This is a genomic window from Ancalomicrobiaceae bacterium S20, assembly GCA_040269895.1.
Classification (GTDB): domain Bacteria; phylum Pseudomonadota; class Alphaproteobacteria; order Rhizobiales; family Ancalomicrobiaceae; genus Methyloraptor; species Methyloraptor flagellatus.
Map to the genome: position 1 here is coordinate 775,398 of CP158568.1, position 16,990 is coordinate 792,387.

Here is a 16,990-nt window from a genome sequence, read left to right on the forward strand (position 1 = left end):
GGCGCCGCTTAACGCTCGGTTCAGCCGTTTCGCCTAGTCTCGCCCGAGACGAAGGAGGCGGAACCGCGTGCGTTCGGCGAAGACAGGATCGGTCTCTCGGACCGGGTTCAGGCGTTGGATCGCCGGCATGGCGATCGCCTTGGCCGCGGTCTTCGCGCAACCGATCGCCGCGCATGCCGATATCGCCAAGGCCGATATCGACGCCTCGGTCGAGAAGACCTACGGCCGCATGGTGCTGACCTTCAAGAACCGCGGCTTGATCCCGCAGTTCGTCAACAAGGTCGCCAATGGCGTGCTCGTGTTGCAGTTCGCCGAGCCGGTCGACGTCAATGTGGAGCGCGTGCCCACCACGCTCGGCCAGTTCGTGATGGTCGCCCGTCGCGATCCCGACGGGCAGGCGCTGCGCTTCGCGTTGCAGCGGCAGGTGACCGTCAACACGATCGAGGCCGGCGACAAGCTGTTCATCGACTTCCTGCCGCCGAAATGGGCCGGCCCGCCGCCGTCGCTGCCCGATGCCGTGATCCAGGAACTCGCCAAGCGCGCCGCCTCGGCGCTGAAGGCGCAGCGCGAGGCGGAAAAGAACCAGTTCGGCATCCGCGTCGCCGCCAAGCTCGACTTCCGCGTCGCGCAGCTGCCGACCTTCTCGCGCTTCACCTTCACCTGGAACGTGCCGTTCGACACCCAGATGGCGCGCGAGGACGACCGCATCACCGTCACGTTCAACCGCACCGCCGTCATCGATCTGGCGCCGATCACCGCGATGCGGCCGGTCGGGCTCAAGGAGATCATGGCCGACGACAGCGGCGACAAGCTCAAGGTCGTGTTCGTCGTCGAGCCGCAGGTCGATGTCCGCGCGTTCCGCGAGGACTCGAGCTATGTCGTCGATCTGGTGATGCCGGTCACGCCGGGCAGCGCGGCCGAGCAGGAGATCCGCAAGGCGATCGCCGCCAAGGACGGCTTGCCGGCCAACGCGCGCCAGCGGATCGAGGCGCCGAGCTCGCCGCGCGAGTTCATCCAGCCGGCTCAGGCCGCAGTCCAGCCCACTGCGCCCGCTCCGGTCCGGGCACCGGCTGCCGTGCAGCCCGCACCGGCTGCCGTCGCCGCGGCCGAAGCGCCTGCGCCGGCACCGGTCGCCCCGCCGAAGAGCGCGCCCGCTGCCACCCAGGCCGCGCGCGCCGCCGCGGCACAGGCACCGGCCGAGACCGCCGAGGCGGCGGCCGAGCCGCCCGCGGCCCCGGCGACGCAGCCGGCCGAACCGGTCGCGAAGATCCCGGCGCAGAGCGCTCCGGAGGTGGCCGAGACCGACATCGAGACGCCGCCGCCGCGCGCCGACAACGGCGAGCGCATCGTGCGCGTCGAGGCCAAGCGCATCGGCAACATGGTCCGCATCGTGTTCCCGTTCCAGGAGAAGGTGGCGAGCGCGGCGTTCAAGCGCGACGACAGCCTGTGGGTGGTGTTCGACAGCGCCCGCCAGCTCGACCTCGCGGCGATGCGCGCCAACATCGGTCCGCTCGCCTCCGATATCGTCGCCGCGCCGCAGGGGTCGTGGCAGGCGATCCGGATCGATCTGACCCAGCCGCTGCTGACCACGCTCGGCGCCGACGGCAACAGCTGGATCCTGTCGATCGGCGAGATGATGCTCGAGCCGTCGCGGCCGCTGCGCCTGCGCCGCTTCGTGCGCACCGACGGCAACGCCAGCCTGCGCATCGACCTGCCGGATGCCGGCAAGGTGCACGAGATGGTCGATCCGAAGGTCGGCGACCGCATCGTCGTGGTGACGGCGCAGGCGCCGGCGCGGGGCCTGCTCAAGGCGCAGAACTTCGCGCAGGTCGAGACGCTCGCCTCGGCGCACGGCATCGCTGTCGTGCCGCATACGGACGACATCCAGGTGCTGCTCGAGAATGCGCAGGTCCAGATCGGCCGCGAGCGCGGGCTGTTCCTGTCGACGGGCGCGCTCGAGGAGTCCGACAAGCCGGTGACGCGCTACAGCACGCGCCTGCACCGGGTCGACATCACGCCGAAGACCTTCAAGCAGCTCGGGCCGCTTGGCTTCCGCGAGCGCGAGAAGGAAATGCTCGATGCGCTGATCGCGGCGCCCGAGCAGCAGCGAAGACAGCCGCGGATCGATCTGGCCGAGTTCTACATCGGCCATCGCTTCGCGCCCGAGGCGCTGGCCCAGCTCCGCATCCTCGCCAATGACGACACCGGGATCGAGCGCGATCCCGGCTTTATCGTTCTCTACGGGGCCGGGCAGGCGCTCGCCGGCCGCAACACCCAGGCGAACGCCGCGCTGTCGCGCGTCGAGGTCGCCGACAATGCCGATGCCGCACTCTGGCACACCATCTCCGCCGCCGCGCTGACCCGCTGGGACGAGGCGCGCGAGAACGCGCTCAAGGCGACGCCGGCGGTCGGGCTCTACCCGGTCGAGGTGCAGGCGCTGTTCAATCTCGCCGCCGCGGAGGCGGCGATCGAGCTCAACGACTTCGGCATGGCCGAGGGCCGTCTCGCCGAGGTCGAGCCGGACGCGATCGACAACGATCTGCACGCCAAATACGAGCTCCTGCGCGGCCGGCTCGCCGATGCGGCCGGGCGGCCGGAGGATGCGATCGCGCGGTTCGAACGCGCGCAGGATGCCGGCGATCGCCGGGTTGCGGCGGAGGCCGACTACCGGATGATCCGGCTCTTGCACCGCGACGGCAAGATCACCACGGCGGATGCGATCGCCAAGCTGAAGTCGCTCTCCTTCGGCTGGCGCGGCGACGAGATCGAACTGAAGACCCTGCGCTTCATGGGCAATCTGATGGCGCAGGAGGGCGACTACCGCGGCGCCTTCACCGCGATGCGTTCCGCGCTGATGGTCGACAGCAATGCCAACACGACCCGCCGTTTCCAGGACGAGATGGGGCGCGAGTTCGTGTCGCTCTATCTCGACCGCTCCAAGGAGCGCGACGCCAAGATCCAGCCGGTCGATGCGCTGACGCTCTATTACGACTTTCGCGAGCTGGTGCCGATCGGGCGGCAGGGCGACGAGGTCGTGCGCAAGCTCGCCGATCGGCTGATCGCGGTCGACCTGCTCGACCAGGCGGCCGAGCTCCTGAGCTACCAGATCGACAACCGCGTCAAGGGCGCGGCGCGTGCGCAGGTCGCCGCCGACCTCGCCGTCGTCTATCTGCTGAACCGCCAGCCGGAGCGCGCGCTCGGCGTGCTCAACAAGACCCGCCAGTCGCAACTGCCGGCCTCGCTCGAACGGCAGCGCCGGCTCGTCGAGGCGCGTGCCATGTCGGAGATCGGCCGCGCCGAGAACGCGCTCGAGCTGCTCGCCAACACGACCGGCTCCGACGCGGACCGGCTGAAGGCCGACATTCTCTGGAAGGCCAAGCGCTACCGCGACGCCGGCGACCGCCTCGAGCTCATGCTCGGGGCGCGCTGGAGCGACCAGACCGCGCTCGATCTGCAGGAGCAGCAGGACGTCATGCGCGCCGGCATCGCCTACGTGCTTTCGAACGACCAGCTGTCGCTCGACCGCATCCGGGCGAAGTACACCACCAAGATGAGCGACAGCCCGAACGCCCGGGCCTTCGACGTGATCACCCGGCCGATCCAGGCGCAGGGTAGCGAATTCCGCGCGATCGCCAAGGAGCTCGCCGCCGTCGATACGATGCGCAACTTCCTCGAGGAATACCGCGCCAACTATCTCGGCGCGCCGCGCACGCAGCCCGCGCCGGACGCCAAGCCGGATCCCCAGGCCAAGCCGGATCCGCAGGCCAAGGACAAGCCCGCGCCGGGTCCGTCGGCGCAGGCCGAGAGCGCGGCCAAGAAGGGCTGAGCCGGGCGGAGCCGTACAGGGGCGTCCGCGCTCGGTCGGTCAGAAGCTCTTGACCAGACTGCCGGCGACCAGATTCCAGCCGTCGACGAGCACGAAGAAGATCAGCTTGAACGGCAGCGAGATCGTCACCGGCGGCAGCATCATCATGCCCATGGACATGAGCACCGAAGCAACGACCAGATCGATGACCAGAAACGGCAGATAGAGCAGGAAGCCGATCTCGAAGGCGCGGCGCAGCTCCGAGATCATGAAGGCCGGGATCAGGATGCGGTAGCTCAGATCCTCGGGCGCATTCGGCTTCGGCTCGCGCGAAAGATCGACGAAGAGTTCGAGATCCTTCGGCCGGACGTGGGTGCGCATGAACTCGTGGAACGGCGTGCCGGCGCGGTCGAGCGCCTGTTCCATCTCGATCGTGCCGTCGGTCAGCGGCTTGACGCCCTCGTCATAGGCGCGCTGGAACGCCGGCCCCATCACGAACAGGGTCAGAAACAGCGACAGGCTGATGATCACCGAGTTCGGCGGGGCGGTCTGCAGGCCGATCGCGGAACGCAGCAGCGACAGAACCACGACGATGCGGGTGAAGCTCGTCACCATCACGATGATGGACGGCGCCAGCGACAGCACCGTCACGAGCGCGATCATCTGCACGGCGCGCTCGGTCAGGCCTGTGCCCGGGCCGAAGTTGATCGCGATATCCTGCGCGGCGGCGGGTAGCACGAAGAAGGCGGACAGGAACGTCGCAACGGCGATCAGGAGCGCGGAGGTCGCCCGACGGGGCGGCCTTGCCGGACCGCGCGACGTCGCCCGCGCCGGCACGGCGCCGGGCGGGCTGTCGCCGGTGGGCGCGGAGGTCGCGGCGCTGCCTCTCAAATCCGTCGTCACGTCACGTCCACCGTGCTTCGAGGCTGTTGCTTCGAGACCGTCTCGCTTCGACGTCGGCCTGGGTCCTGGCCGCCGCCCCGGACCGGCGGTCACTTGGTCCCGGAGCTCAGTTCCTGCAGCAGCTTCGCCATCTCCTCCTCCAGCGCGTCGGCGGGCGAAGATTCCTTGGGGGCGGGAGCCGGCGCCGGCGCGGGTTCGGGCGCCGGGGGCGGAGCCGGTTGCACACGGACCTCGGCCGGGGTGGGCTTGCCCGGCTGCGGCTGCGGCTGCGGCTTGGGGCGACCTTCGCCGCTGCCGGCTCCGCGGCCGGGCGCGGCGGAACCGGAGCCGGTTTCGGGGCGGGCTCGGCGGTGGCGACGGGCTCCTCGCGCTGCGGCGCGGGACGGGTCGGCGCGGTCATCTCCGGGCGCCGCACGGGCTTCGGCTCCGGTGCGGGCTGCTCCGCGATGGGCGCGCGCGCCGGGACGGGAGCCGGCTGCGGCCGCGGGGCTTCGGTCCGCGCCGGCTGGGTCAGCACCGGTTCGGGGCGGGGCGGCTCCACACGCGGCGGCTCGACATGAACCGGCTCGGCATGGACAGGCTCGGCATGGACAGGTTCGGGGCGCGGCGGCTGGATCGCGAGATCGGCCAGAGCGCGCTCGATCTGGCCGGCGAGCTCCTGCGGATCATGTCCGCCGGCCGGCCGCGACGTGTCGAACGGACCCGGCTCGGCCGGGTAGGGCGGCGCGCCGAGCTCGTCGGCCGGCGGCAGATCGACCACGACCGGGCGCGGCGCTGCGCGCTGCGCGGCCGGCGCGGGGGCCGGCTGCGGCGTGGGCTGAGGGCGCGGCGCCGGTTGCAGGCTCGCGGGGGCGGGGGCCGCCGGCGCCGGCTGCATCGGGGCGGCCTGCATCGGGGCGGCCTGCATCGGGGCGACCGGCTGGGGCGGACGCTGCGGCGGCGTCATGCGCGGCCGCGGCTTGGGCTCGATGATGACGGTCTCTTCCGCTTCCGCCTCGATCGAGGGGATGTCGAGGCGGGCCGCGGCGCTCATGCCGGCGGCGACATCGCGCGTCGGCGCGGACTGACGCGGGGCGGGTTCGTCATGGACGGCCGCCGGAGCCGATGGCATCGGGATCGGCGCGGTCGCGCGCGGCGCGGCGGCGACCACCTCGGCCGGCACGGGCATCGGGGCGGAGGGCACCGGGGCGGACGGCATAGCGACCGGTCCGAGATCCTGCGCCGGCTCGGGCCGCGGCGCGCGGCCCTGATCGCGGCCGCGGTTGGGACTGGTGAAATCGACCGGTCGCGGCTGCACGACGGCGGCGGGCTCGGGCGCCGGCTCGGCGGCAGGTGCCTGCGTGATCGCCTGGCGCGGCGCGGCATCGAGCGCGCCGGCGTCGCGGGCCGTCGGCGGCAGCGGCCGCACGATCGGGCCGGAGGAGGCGTGCAGGATGCGGCTCTCGACCAGAATGTCGTTCGGGCCGCCGATCATGACCAGATGCTCGACGTCGTCGCGGCGCAGCAGCACGAGCTGCCGGCGCGTGTCGACCCGAGCGGAGTCGACGACGGCGAGACGGCCCTGTCGGCCCTTCCCGCCGATCGTTCCGTCGTTCCAGAACCGGCGGATGAGCCAGCCCGCGATCACGATCAAGAGGACCACGACCAGGAGCGCCAGCAGAAACTGGACCGCGCGGCCACTGTCCGAGCTCAGAAACGAATTCAACCATTCCCGCATCTGGGACACTCCATGGCCCGGCGTCGCGCATCTGCCAGAGCGACGTGCGAATCTGCCGGACGTCATGATCTTAACGGAGCGCGGCAGTTTTTGCCCTGTCGCGCTCCGGGTGGTTAACCCCGGGTTTACGGAAAAAGCGGTGGAAATCCCTCCATTCTCCACCTCCGGCTTCCGTATGTCCCGGTTCGATCGCGAGGCTTAACCTTTCGTTAACCAACAACCGGGAAAACTTTGCCCAGTCGGCGGCGTTTCGCGGCCGGCTCTAAGGCAAAGAGGCCGCAATGGCAATCGGCGATCTTCCATTGATGAATGTGTTGAAGACCAAGATGCAGTGGCATCAGGTCCGTCAGCGCGTCCTCTCCGAGAACGTCGCCAATGCCGACACGCCGCACTATCGCGGCAAGGACCTCGCCAAGGTCGATTTCCAGCCGCATTCGGTGGTGCCGCCGTCGGCGCCGCGCGTCGGCATGGTGCAGACCTCCGCCGGCCATCTGGCCGGGCGCGCGCCGTCGGACGATCCGAGCTTCAAGAAGAACGGCGGTCCGAACTTTCAGGTCCGGCCGAACGGCAATCAGGTCAATCTCGAGGAAGAGATGACCAAGTCGGCCGAGAACCAGATCGACTACCAGACCGCCACCTCGCTCTATCAGCAGTCGCTTTCGGTCCTGCGCACGGCGCTCGGCCGCAAGGCCTGATCGCCGTCGCTCCACCGTCTCGGGTCCGCCGGTTCCCGCTCGTTGCCGGCCTCGATGTGAAAGATCGCCGTCATGGCCATGGATTTCATCCAGTCGATGAAGATCGCCACCTCCGGCCTCAAGGCGCAGTCCGGCCGGATGCGGGTGATCTCGGAGAACATCGCCAACGCCGACTCCACCGGCCGTACGCCGGGCGCCGATCCGTATCGGCGCAAGGTGCCGACCTTCACGTCGCATTTCGACAAGGAAGCCAACGCCAACACGGTCGCGCTCGGCCAGGTCAAGAAGGACACCTCCGACTTCAAGACCCGCTACGAGCCCGGCCATCCGGCCGCCGACCAGAACGGCTACGTGAAGTATCCGAATGTCGAGCCGCTGATCGAAATGGTCGACATGCGCGAGGCCCAGCGCTCCTACGAGGCCAACCTCAACATCGTGACGGCGACGCGCCGCATGATCCAGAAGACTCTCGACATCCTGCGCGCCTGAGGAGCTTTTCGGCCATGATTCCCGCAACTTATGCGACGAATGCCTATAAGCTCGCCCAGAACCTCGCGAATCGCGGCGACAAGGGGCAGACTGGCGGCGACGATCTGACCCGTCCCGATTTCGCCGGCATGCTGAAGCAGGCCGTCGGCAGCGTGGTCGATCAGGGCCGCGCCGCGGAGGCGAAGCAGGTCGCCTATGCCTCGGGCAAGGCGGACGTCGTCGACGTCGTCACCGCGGTCGCGGAGACCCAGGTCGCGCTCGAGACCATGGTCACGCTGCGCGACAAGGTGATCTCGGCCTACGAGGACATCATGCGGATGTCGATCTGAGGCGTTCCGCCCCGGACCGGCCGCCGCCTCGAGCGAAAGTGCAAGGATGACCGGCGGCGAAATCCTCGATCTGGCGCGCGACGCGATCTGGACGATCGTGCTCGTCTCCGCGCCGATCATGATCGTCGGTCTGGCGGTTGGCGTGGTCGTCGGCCTGTTGCAGGCGCTGACGCAGATCCAGGAAGCGACCCTCGTCTACGTGCCGAAGATCCTGGCGATCTTCATCACCATGCTGATCGTGTTCCCCTTCATGGGATCGCAGCTCGGCGGCTTCATGACCCGCCTGATGGAGCGCATCGTTGCCGCCGGCTGACCGGCCGGGCGGCGCCGGCGGTCCCCGTCCCTCGGCGACGGGGAGGGCGGGCCGATGATCTCGCTCCGCTTCCTGCCCGACATCGCGGTGATCTTCATGCTCGCCTTCGGGCGGCTCGGCGCCCTGTGCATGTTGATGCCGGGAACGGGGGAGAGCGGCATCCCGCAGCGCGTGCGTCTGGCGCTCGCGCTCTTGCTGACGCTCATGTTCTATCCGGCGGTCGCGGGCTACTACCCGACCGGGCTCGCCAACAACGTGCCGAAGCTCGTGGTCTATCTCGGCGCGGAGATCGCGGTCGGGATCTTTCTCGGCCTGGTCGGCCGCATCGTGCTCTCGGCCGGACAGGTCGCCGGCACGATCATCGCGAACCAGCTCGGCCTCGGCTTTGCCATGACCGTCGATCCCTCGCAGGGGCAGCAGGGCGTGATCTTCGGCAATTTCCTGTCGATGCTGGCGATGACGATGATCTTCGTCACCGACCTGCATCATCTGTCGGTCGCCGCGCTCGGCTCGAGCTTCACGTTGTTCCGCCCCGGCGAATGGATGCCGGTCGGCGATTTCGCGCAGGTCGCGGTCAAGCTCGTGGCCGACAGTTTTCGGATCGGCCTGCAGGTCTCCGCGCCGTTCCTCGCCTTCGGTCTCGTCTTCAACCTCGGCCTCGGCGTGCTCGCCAAGCTGATGCCGCAGCTGCAGATCTTCTTCATCGCGACGCCGCTGTCGATCGGCGGCGGCATGGTGCTGTTCGCACTGCTGATCTCGACCATCATGCTCTGGTACATCGACCACGTGCGCGACGGCCTCAGCCAGTTGGTCGCGAGCTAGAGCGCGATGCTCTTGGAGAAACGCGCCTCGCGCGTCTCTCCAAGAGCTGAATCAGCGCTCTATCATTAGTTTAGAGCAGTGATTCAGCGTTCAGGCGATTGCGCCTGAACGCATCCTGCTCTCGAGGGGGCCGGTCCATGGCGGACAGCGACGAGAACGAGAAAACAGAAGAACCGACACAGAAGAAGCTCGACGAGGCGATCAAGCGCGGCGACGTGGTCAAGAGCCAGGAGGTCTCGGCCTTCTTCGTGCTCGGCGCGGCGACGATCATGATCGCGTTCATGGCTTCGCCGATGAGCCGCAACCTCGCCAAGCCGCTGGCGGCCTTCATCGATCATGTCCACGAGATCTCGCTCGACCGGCGCGGCCTGGCCGAGGTCTACCTCGATCTCGGCCGTGCCATCCTGGCCGCGATCGGCCTGCCGGCGGTGGCGTTCCTGATCGCGGGGATCGTCGGCAATGCGATCCAACACCGGCTCCTGTGGACCGCCGAGCCGCTCACGCCGAAACTCTCGAAAGTCTCGCCGCTCGCGGGCCTGAAGCGCATCTTCTCGGTCGAGGGCCTGGTCAATTTCGTCAAGGGCATCATCAAGCTGATCGTGGTCGGCGTCGCCATGTGGTGGGCCATCCGCCCCGAACTGAAGCGGCTCGACACGATCGTCGCCGCCGACACGCTCGGGCTCCTCGCGATCACCCAGACGATTGCCATCAAGCTGATGATCGCGGTCATGATCGTGATGGGCTTCGTCGCCGGCGCGGACTACCTGTTCCAGCGCCATCGCTGGATGCAGCGCCAGCGCATGAGCCGGCAGGAGATCAAGGAAGAGTTCAAGCAGACCGAAGGCAATCCGGAGATCAAGGCGAAGATCCGGCAGCTGCGCCAGAGCCGCGCGCGCAAGCGCATGATGGCGGCGGTGCCCTCGGCGACCGTGGTCGTCACCAACCCGACCCACTATGCCGTTGCGCTCAAATACGAAAAGGGCATGCAGGCGCCGATCTGCGTCGCCAAGGGCGTGGACCTGATCGCGCTCAAGATCCGCGAGATCGCCGAGGCCAACAAGGTGCCGGTGGTCGAAAACCCGCCGCTCGCCCGCGCGCTCTACGCCACCGTCGACATGGACAAGCAGATCCCGGAAGACCACTACAAGGCCGTCGCCGAGGTGATCGGCTTCGTGATGCGGCTGAGAGGGCGGCGGTAGGCGCCTCGGCGCATTTCGGCGCGGTGTCACACCGCGCGCGACTTTTGGAAGAGGAAGCAAAAAGTTCACTGCCGCACGTTCGTGTCGGATATCTTGTGGGCGACTTCAGGGAATCGCAGCAGATGTCGGACGCGAATATCGGAAATTCGGGTGGCGACCCCATGATCGACCGGGCGGAGAAGACCGGCAGCGTCGGTCTGCTCGTCGCGCTGGCCTTGTCCTTCGTCGGCGCGGCCGTGGCGCTCGCGCTGGTGAAGCCCGAGAACGCGGCGCCCTATGTGCAGATCCTGCTCGGGCTGCTCGCGGTCGTCGGCGTCTTCGCGCTGTTTGCCGGCGCGATCGGGCTGGTGCGCTTCGGCGCCCGTCCGGCCGGGCCGTCGCTGAGCCGGGCGTTCCTGAACGGGCTCGAGGAAGGCATCGTCATCACCGACGATCAGGGCCGTATCGTCTACGCAAATCCGGCCTATGCCCAGATGATCCGCGCGGCGACGCCGAAGGACGTGCGCACGGTCGAACGCGTGTTCGCCGGCATTCCCGACGCGGCCGAGGCGATGTTCCGGCTCTCGGAGGCCGCGCGCGAGCGGCGCGCCGGCGAGGAGGAGATCCGCACCGGCCAGCCGCTCGGCGATCCGGATGGCGGTGCGCGCTGGTATCGCGTCAAGGCGGGCCCGCTCGGCGGCGCCTTCGCCGAGAAGGCCGACGCCGGCCTGACCGTCTGGCGCGTCGCCGACACCACCGAGGACCGCGACGCGCAGGAATCGAGCTTCCAGGAACTGCAGCAGGTCGTGACCTTCCTCGATCATGCGCCGGCCGGCTTCTTCTCGGCCGATCCGAACGGCCGCATCACCTATCTGAACGCCACGCTCGCCGATTGGCTCGGCTACGACCTCGCCAAGTTCGAACCCGGCTCGATCCGGCTCGCCGACATCGTGCAGGGCACCGGCCTGACCCTGCTCGGCGATCTCGCGGCGCCGGCGGACGGGCGGACGCGCATCGTCGATCTCGACCTCGTCAAGCGCAACGGCCAGGGTCTCGCGGTCCGCCTGCTGCACAAGGTCACGCAGACGCCGGGCGGCACGCCCGGCGACAGCCGCACGCTGGTGATCAACCGCTCGGCCGGCGAGGACGTCTCGGAGGCGCTGCGCGCCGCGGAAGTGCGCTTCCACCGCTTCTTCAACAACACGCCGATCGCCATCGCCGCCGTCGACCGCGAAGGCCGCATCGGGCTCACCAACGCGCCGTTCCTGAAGCTGTTCGGCGACCGGATCCGGACCGAACTCGGCCAGCGCACCGCGCTCGCCGATCTGCTGATCGCGGCCGACCGCGCCAAGCTCGCGGCTGCGATCGAGGCGGCGGCGGGCGGGCAGGGCGCGATCGAGCATGTCGATGCCGAGCTGGCCGGCGACCATGGCAAGCAGCGCTCGGCGCGCTTCTTCGTCTCGGCGGTTGAGGACGGCGCGGGCGAGGGCGAGGCGGCGATCGTCTATGCGCTCGAGACCACCCAGCAGCGCGAGCTCGAACAGCAGTTCGCCCAGAGCCAGAAGATGCAGGCGATCGGTCAGCTCGCCGGCGGCATCGCCCACGACTTCAACAACGTCCTGACCGCGATCATCGGCTTCTCGGACCTGCTGCTCGCCAGCCATCGGCCGACCGATCCGTCGTTCCAGGACATCATGAACATCAAGCAGAACGCGAACCGCGCCGCCGCGCTGGTCCGCCAGCTGCTCGCCTTCTCGCGCCGGCAGACGCTCCGGCCGGAGGTCATCCATCTCGGCGACACGCTCGCCGACCTGCACATGCTGCTCGGCCGCCTGCTCGGCGAGAAGGTCGAGCTCAAGGTCGTCCACGGCCGCGATCTGTGGCCGATCAAGGCCGACACCAGCCAGCTCGAGCAGGTTATCGTCAATCTCGCCGTCAACGCCCGCGACGCCATGCCGGACGGCGGACGGCTGACGATCTCGACCCGCAATGTCGGCGAGAACGACACGCTGCCCTACAAGACGCCGGGCATGCCGGCCGGCGACTACGTCCTGATCGAGGTCGAGGATACCGGCACGGGCATTCCGCCGGAGATCATCGAGAAGATCTTCGAGCCGTTCTTCACGACCAAGCCGGTCGGGCAGGGCACGGGCCTCGGCCTGTCGACGGTCTACGGCATCGTCAAGCAGACCGGCGGTTATGTCTATTGCACCAGCAAGGCGGGCGAGGGCACGACCTTCCTGATCTTCCTGCCGCGCCACGTCGAGACTGCGCAGCCGGAGCCCGAGGCCAAGGTCGAGGCGCCGGCCGCGGTCACGGATCTAACCGGCTCGGCGACGATCCTGCTCGTCGAGGACGAGGAGGCGGTGCGCGCCTTCGCCTCGCGCGCACTCGCCTCGCGCGGCTACACCGTCCACGAGGCGTCGACGGGCACCGAGGCGCTCCTCGTCATGGAGGAGACGGGCGGCAGCGTCGATCTGGTCGTCTCCGACGTGGTCATGCCGGAGATGGACGGTCCGTCGCTCTTGCGCGAACTGCGCAAGCAGCGGCCGGATCTGAAGATCATCTTCGTCTCCGGCTACGCGGAGGACGCCTTCGCCCGCAACCTGCCCGAGGGCGAGCATTTCCACTTCCTGCCCAAGCCCTTCTCGCTGAAGCAGCTCGCGACGGCGGTCAAGGAAGCGCTCGGGCGGTAGTTTTGCGTCCCGCGCAAGCGCTCGGCCGGCGTGCGCTGCGCCGGGCGGTCCGTGCCGGCGGCTCGGCTGTCGGAGCGCCCTAGCTCGCGCTGCGATCGAGGGCGCCGGGCGCGCTCTCCCGCAAGCCCGATCGCGGCGCGCCACTCGAGGCCACGGCGGCCGGATCACACGTCGAACCGGCATCTTGCCGGCGCGCGGCCGACCGGGCACCTTGCGACCATGTCCGATCACCTGCCTCTGCCCCGCGTCCGGCAAGCGCCGACCGATCCCGCTTTTTATGCGAACCCGTATCCGACCTACGCGGCCATGCGCGGGGCCGGCGATCTCGTCTTCTGGGAAGACTACGGCTTCTGGTGCGCGGCCGGCTACGAGCGCGTCTCGGCGCTGCTGCGCGATCGCCGTTTCGGCCGCGAGATCACGCATGTCGCGACCCGCGCAGAGCTCGGCTGGCCGGAGATCCCGGAGCATCTGGCCCCATTCTACGCCTTTGAGGCGCACTCCATGCTCGAACGGGAGCCGCCGACACACACGCGCCTGCGCGGCCTCGTGAACCGGGCCTTCGTGAGCCGGGCGATCGATCGGCTGAAGCCGACGATCGCGGCGATCGTCGACGCCGCGCTCGACCGGATGATCGCGCGGCGCGGGCAGGCCACGACCCATGATCAACGAGCGGGCGAGCCTGCCTCCGGACTGGGGTTCGCGGCTGCAGCGACCGGGCTTGTGGGCGCGGAGGCTGTCGATCTCGTTGAAGCTTTCGCCACACCGGTGCCGGTCGAGACCATCTGCGCGCTGCTCGGCGTCGACGTCCGGCTTGCGCCGCAGATGCTGGCCTGGAGCCACGCGATGGTCGGCATGTACCAGTTCGGCCGGACCCGCGCGGAAGAGGACGCCGCCGTCGCCGCGACGCTCGCCTTCTCGGAGCTCATGCGGGGCATCATCGACGCGCGGCGCGGGGCGCCCGGCGACGACCTGCTCTCCGACCTGATCGCTGCCGCCGACGGGAGTGACCGGCTGAGCGAGGACGAACTGATCACGACGGCGATCCTGCTGCTCAATGCCGGGCACGAGGCGACCGTGCATGCGATCGCCAATGCGGTGCCGTTGATCCTGTCGGTCGAACCGGAGCGCCGGCCGGCGCTGTTCCGGGACGACGACGCGACCGAGCGCACAGTGGAGGAATGTCTCCGTTACGATCCGCCGCTGCATCTCTTCACCCGCTACGCGCTCGACGATGTCGAGATCGGGCCCGTGCGCTTCCGACGCGGCGATCGGGTCGGCCTGCTGCTCGCCGCCGCAAACCGGGATCCGGATCGCTGGACGATTCCTGACTGCTTCGATCCGGACCGGCCGGTGCAGCCGCACGCGAGTTTTGGGGCGGGCATCCATTTCTGCGTCGGCGCGGCGCTCGCCCGCGCCGAGATCGGCATCGCGTTGCCCCGGTTGATCGACCGCATGCCCAGGCTTGCGCTCGTGTGCGACCCCGTTCGTCGCGACGCCTATCACTTCAACGGCTACGACCGGCTCGCCGTGACCTGGTGACGGGCCGAATGCGGCGTTGCGGGGGGCAAGGTTTGCAAGCGCCGAAGTGCCGGTCTCCGTCCCGGCCGGACGGTTCAGGCGACGGTGGTGATCGCAACAGCGGCTTCGGCGCGCGCGCGCTCGGGGAGCGTCGTATCAGGAAACAGCTCCCTCAGGGACACATCGATCTGTCGCGGTGACGCGACCGGCGCAACGGCCGCGTTCCGACATCCCAGTCGTTCGGCCAAGGCCTCGAAGCTCATGGGCGGCGCGACGTGGAACCCTTGGGCGCAAACGCAGCCCGCCTCGACGGCGGCTCGCATTTCTGCATCCGCCTCGACGCCGACGGCGATGGTCGAGAGCCCTGCGGTTCGTGCCAGTTCGACGACGGATCGGAGCAGGGTCCGACCGTTCGGATCCGCATCGATATCGGCGATCAGCGCCCGGTCGAGCTTGACGGCCGAGACCCCGACATCCTCGGTGATCCCGGCGAGGGCGACCCGGCCGTCGAACCGGTCGATCGCGATGCGAACGCCCAAGCCGGTCGCGGTCGAAAGGCCACGACGGGCCGCGGCGTCGTCTAGGCACGTCGCGGCGACTTCGAGGCAGAGGCGGCCCGGCGCGAGGCCGGCGCCCGCGATTGCCGAGACGAGCAGATGCGGAAACGTGGGCAGGGCCAATTGCGCTGCGGAGACATTGATCGTCAGCCCCACGTTGTCCGGCAGGCCAGCCGCGGCGAGCGTCCCGGCGCGCAGCACCCATTCGGTCAGGGCCCCGATCGTTCCGGTCTCCTCCGCGACGCGCACGATCGTCTCGGCCGGCACCGCGCCGTGCAGTGGGTGCCGCCAGCGCAGCAACGCCTCCACGGCGGCCGTGGCGCCCGAGGTCAGGTCGACGACAGGCTGATAGTCGAGGGTGAGGCGATCCTCAGCGACGGCTCCTGCGAGGTCCTGCTCCAGCCTGCGTCGGACATCGGTGGGCGCGACCATGCGCTGGGCGAAGCGGCGGATCGCGTTGAGGCGCAGGTTTTTGACCTCGTAGAGGGCGAGATCGGCACAGCGGATCAGCCCCTCGGCTTCGACCGCATCGTCGGGGGCACGCGCGACGCCGCCACTGATCCCGACATCGATCCTCTGCCCCTCGAAGGACATCGGTCGTCTCACTTCCGCGGCGATCTGCTCGGCGACAGTGTCGAGCGCGCCCGGCGCGAGCGCGGGATCGAGCAGGATTGCGAACTCGTCACCGCCGAGGCGCGCCGCAAGACCGCGCCCGGCCACGACCGGCCCGATCCGGGCGGCGATGGCGGCGAGCAGCCGATCACCCGCCGCATGGCCGTGGAGGTCGTTGACCTGCTTGAACCGGTCGAGGTCGAACATGATCAGGTCGACGGCACGGCCCTCGGCCAGGGCGCCTTCGAGGCGATCGGAGAAGGCGGCGCGATTGGCGAGCCCCGTCAGGCCATCATGATGGGCGAGATAGCTGGCGCGCTCGAGGCCGCGCTGGCGCTCGGTCACATCCTCATGGGTTGTGACCCGCCCACCATCGGCCTTCCGTTCGATGTTGACCTCCAGGATCCGGCCGTCGGCGAGCCGGACGACGTAGGTCCGGCCGCCGCCGTTCCCCGCGCAACCAGCCGGGGCGCGTCGGAGGCGCCCCGCGCCGCGAAAATGCCGGAACGCAGCCAGTGTCGCAGGAGCGTCCGGGCGGACGTGCCCTGAGCCGCGAGCGCCTTCGGTAGGCGGTACATCGCGGCGAACCGTCGGTTCGACAGTACCATGCGTCCGGTCGCGTCGAACGTTGCCAAGCCCTCGTGCATGGCCTCCATCGCATCGACCGCCAAGGTATTGCGCAATGCCAATGTCGCTTCGCGTTCGCGCAGTCGCTGGTTCTCGATGCCGAGTTCTCGGTTGGCCGCGTCGAGGCGCATCGAGGTGCGCTCGAGAGCGGCAAACTCGGGCCGCAGGCGGAGATACCTCGCATCGAGATCGGAGAGTGTTTGGAGCGTCCGGCGATGCGACCGCCGCTCGAGGAGCCACGCTGCTGTCGCAGCAACGCCGACCAAAAGACCCCCGAGCGCCGGGATCCAGCCATCCAGGGTCGCGGGTCGCGCCGCCTGGGCCGACGTCACCTCGGCGCCCAGCACTTCCTCGGCGCGGTCGAGGGCCGTACGCGCTTCCTCCTCCGATAGAGCGTTGCGCAGGCGCAGGACCGCATTGCCGGCCTCCGCTGGCAACGATCGGCCGCGAACCGCGTCTTCCATCTCAATGACAAGACGATCGAGCGTGGTTGAGGCCGAACGGGGCAGCGGCCAACCGTGCCGGGCCATCTCCGCCCGGATCGCCACCACGTCCAGAGCAACGGTCTGTGTCAAAGAATGGTCGCGCGATCCAGACCATGGGAGCGCCGCCGAGGCGAACGCCATGGCAATGCCTGCCAGCGTCGCCGCGAGGGCGACCAGCGGCAATCGCACCGACAGGCCGAAACGCCGAGCGCTCATGTCAAATCCCCATAGGCGAAGCTCCCGC

The 16,990-nt window shown here is 69.2% G+C and carries 13 protein-coding genes; 9 read left to right on the forward strand and 4 right to left on the reverse strand.

The genetic code is table 11. The features are described from left to right. Positions 1-127: 127 nt before the first annotated feature. Entirely contained in the window at positions 128-3,826 is a 3,699-nt protein-coding gene (locus ABS361_03670) for a hypothetical protein (protein XBY45395.1), read from the forward strand. 39 nt (positions 3,827-3,865) lie between these two features. On the opposite strand, the gene fliP is transcribed toward ABS361_03670, so the two are convergent. Together fliP and ABS361_03680 are read right to left on the reverse strand one after the other, a co-directional pair. Next, positions 3,866-4,579 (reverse strand): flagellar type III secretion system pore protein FliP, encoded by a 714-nt coding sequence (gene fliP, locus ABS361_03675; protein ID XBY46800.1) that lies wholly within the window; start codon positions 4,577-4,579, stop codon positions 3,866-3,868. 235 nt (positions 4,580-4,814) lie between these two features. Next, a complete protein-coding gene (locus tag ABS361_03680; GenBank protein ID XBY45396.1) occupies positions 4,815-6,587 on the reverse strand; it encodes a hypothetical protein in 1,773 nt (590 codons plus the stop codon). Between the two features lie 143 nt (positions 6,588-6,730). Between ABS361_03680 and flgB the strand changes: the two genes are divergently transcribed. From flgB to ABS361_03720, 8 genes are all read left to right on the forward strand, one after another. After that, positions 6,731-7,120: a flagellar basal body rod protein FlgB gene (gene flgB, locus ABS361_03685; GenBank protein XBY45397.1), complete on the forward strand. Its 390-nt coding sequence runs from the start codon at positions 6,731-6,733 to the stop codon at positions 7,118-7,120. A gap of 78 nt (positions 7,121-7,198) precedes the next feature. Further along, positions 7,199-7,609: a flagellar basal body rod protein FlgC gene (gene flgC / locus ABS361_03690; GenBank protein ID XBY46801.1), complete on the forward strand. Its 411-nt coding sequence runs from the start codon at positions 7,199-7,201 to the stop codon at positions 7,607-7,609. Positions 7,610-7,623: 14 nt separating this feature from the next. Beyond that, positions 7,624-7,938 carry a flagellar hook-basal body complex protein FliE gene (locus ABS361_03695; GenBank protein XBY45398.1) on the forward strand — a complete coding sequence of 105 codons (315 nt, stop codon included), beginning with the start codon at positions 7,624-7,626 and terminating at the stop codon, positions 7,936-7,938. A gap of 46 nt (positions 7,939-7,984) precedes the next feature. After that, positions 7,985-8,251, forward strand: a complete 267-nt coding sequence (fliQ, locus tag ABS361_03700; protein XBY45399.1) for a flagellar biosynthesis protein FliQ — start codon at positions 7,985-7,987, stop codon at positions 8,249-8,251. Between the two features lie 54 nt (positions 8,252-8,305). Further along, the gene (gene fliR, locus ABS361_03705; protein ID XBY45400.1) at positions 8,306-9,073 is read left to right on the forward strand and encodes a flagellar biosynthetic protein FliR; all 768 of its coding nucleotides are present in this window, start codon (positions 8,306-8,308) and stop codon (positions 9,071-9,073) included. Between the two features lie 137 nt (positions 9,074-9,210). Then, complete coding sequence (gene flhB / locus ABS361_03710; GenBank protein ID XBY45401.1) at positions 9,211-10,272, forward strand: flagellar biosynthesis protein FlhB; 1,062 nt, start codon at positions 9,211-9,213, stop codon at positions 10,270-10,272. A gap of 122 nt (positions 10,273-10,394) precedes the next feature. Then, positions 10,395-12,947, forward strand: coding sequence for a cell cycle histidine kinase CckA (cckA, locus tag ABS361_03715; protein ID XBY45402.1), 2,553 nt, complete (start codon positions 10,395-10,397; stop codon positions 12,945-12,947). Positions 12,948-12,998: 51 nt separating this feature from the next. Further along, positions 12,999-14,486: a cytochrome P450 gene (locus ABS361_03720; protein ID XBY45403.1), complete on the forward strand. Its 1,488-nt coding sequence runs from the start codon at positions 12,999-13,001 to the stop codon at positions 14,484-14,486. 74 nt (positions 14,487-14,560) lie between these two features. On the opposite strand, the gene ABS361_03725 is transcribed toward ABS361_03720, so the two are convergent. Next, complete coding sequence (locus ABS361_03725; GenBank protein XBY45404.1) at positions 14,561-15,979, reverse strand: EAL domain-containing protein; 1,419 nt, start codon at positions 15,977-15,979, stop codon at positions 14,561-14,563. Then, positions 15,976-16,962: a PAS-domain containing protein gene (locus tag ABS361_03730; protein ID XBY45405.1), complete on the reverse strand. Its 987-nt coding sequence runs from the start codon at positions 16,960-16,962 to the stop codon at positions 15,976-15,978. Before ABS361_03730 ends, ABS361_03725 begins: the two co-directional genes overlap by 4 nt. Positions 16,963-16,990 lie beyond the last annotated feature (28 nt).

Bases quoted from the DNA above. Each gene is read 5' to 3' on its own strand.
- flgB (XBY45397.1), top strand. From the start codon at position 6,731: ATGAATGTGTTGAAGACCAAGATGCAGTGGCATCAGGTCCGTCAGCGC.
- flgC (XBY46801.1), top strand. From the start codon at position 7,199: ATGGATTTCATCCAGTCGATGAAGATCGCCACCTCCGGCCTCAAGGCG.
- ABS361_03730 (XBY45405.1), bottom strand. From the start codon at position 16,962: ATGAGCGCTCGGCGTTTCGGCCTGTCGGTGCGATTGCCGCTGGTCGCC.
- flhB (XBY45401.1), top strand. From the start codon at position 9,211: ATGGCGGACAGCGACGAGAACGAGAAAACAGAAGAACCGACACAGAAG.
- cckA (XBY45402.1), top strand. From the start codon at position 10,395: ATGTCGGACGCGAATATCGGAAATTCGGGTGGCGACCCCATGATCGAC.
- ABS361_03695 (XBY45398.1), top strand. From the start codon at position 7,624: ATGATTCCCGCAACTTATGCGACGAATGCCTATAAGCTCGCCCAGAAC.
- fliR (XBY45400.1), top strand. From the start codon at position 8,306: ATGATCTCGCTCCGCTTCCTGCCCGACATCGCGGTGATCTTCATGCTC.
- ABS361_03670 (XBY45395.1), top strand. From the start codon at position 128: ATGGCGATCGCCTTGGCCGCGGTCTTCGCGCAACCGATCGCCGCGCAT.
- fliQ (XBY45399.1), top strand. From the start codon at position 7,985: ATGACCGGCGGCGAAATCCTCGATCTGGCGCGCGACGCGATCTGGACG.